This is a genomic window from Kineococcus indalonis (assembly GCF_009906395.1).
In the GTDB taxonomy this organism is placed as follows: Bacteria; Actinomycetota; Actinomycetes; order Actinomycetales; family Kineococcaceae; genus Kineococcus; species Kineococcus indalonis.
This window is the reverse complement of the sequence record NZ_JAAALM010000811.1, coordinates 1-1,194: the sequence shown is the minus strand read 5'-3', so window position 1 is coordinate 1,194 and position 1,194 is coordinate 1. Positions and strand designations below refer to the sequence as shown.

The 1,194-nt window shown below is 81.1% G+C and carries 1 protein-coding gene; it reads right to left on the bottom strand.

The annotated features are described in order from the left end of the window. Window positions 1-36 precede the first annotated feature (36 nt). On the bottom strand, window positions 37-1,194 hold a 1,158-nt coding region (locus GTR00_RS21280), incomplete at its 5' end, for an FAD-dependent monooxygenase (protein ID WP_166613497.1).

Below are 1,194 nucleotides of genomic sequence, written 5' to 3'. Positions count from 1 at the left end.
GAGCCTAGGTCGTGCCCGCCGGGCCGCGGGCGCGGCTCAGCGGACCGGCGGGTGCCAGTCCACGACGGGCGCCAGGCCGCGCGCGACGAGCGCGGCGGGCACGGCGCCCGCCAGCCGCCCGGACAGGTCGCGCAGCCGCGCGCCGACGGGCCCGGAGGCCTGGGTGAGCCGGCCCACCGAGCGCGAGCGCGCCGCGATGCGCGTGGTGCGCGGCAGGCGCAGGCGGGTATAGCGCTCCAGGGCGCGCGGCAGGGCGCCGGGGGCGAGGGCCCCGCCGGCCACGGGTGCCGTGAGGACGGCGAGGGTGACGGCGTCCTCCAGCGCCAGGCAGCCGCCCTGGCCCAGCTCGGGGGTCATGGCGTGGGCGGCGTCGCCCAGCAGCGCGACCCGCCCGGCGTGGAAGCGCGGCAGGGGGGTCGCCAGCTCCAGCACGTCGTGGTGCAGCACGTCGCGGGCGGGCAGGCCGGCCAGCAGCTGCGGGATCGGCTCGTGCCAGCCGCCGAACCGGCGGCGCAGCTCCTGCGCCTCGTCCTCGGTGCGCACGCCCGGCGGCGCGGTGGCGGTGGCGTAGCAGTAGACCCGCCCGCCGGCCATCGGCACGATCGCGAAGCGCTGCCCGCCCGGTCCCCAGGTCTCCGAGCCGGCGGCGCCGGGCGGTGCGGGGGCCAGGAAGCGCCAGGCGGTGTACCCGGCGTAGGAGGGGCCCGGGTGGCCGGCGAACAGGGCGGTGCGCAGCGGGGAGGCGATGCCGTCGGCGGCGACGACGAGGTCGGCCTCGACGCGCTGCCCGCCGGCCAGGACGACGAGGGCGCGGGCACCGCCGTGCGGGTCGCCGGGTTCGACGCGGGCGACGGGGTCGGCCGGGTGCCGGCACCCCTCGGGCAGCAGGGCGGCCAGCAGGTCGGTCAGCTCCGAGCGGGCCAGGACCACCAGGGGGTCGCCGAAGCGCTCGCGCACGGCGTCGGCGACGTCGCTGCGGCCGATCCAGCGGCCGTCGGGGCGGCGGATGCCGCTGCCGGTGCCCAGCGCCGCGCGGCGCCGCACCTCGTCCCCGACGCCCAGGGCGTCCAGGGCGCGCAGCGCGTTGGGCCACAGGCTGATGCCGGCGCCGACGGGTTCGACGTCGGCGGCGCGCTCGTGCAGGTCGACGCGCCAGCCGGAGCGCGCCAGGCCCGCCGCCGCGGCCAGCCCGCC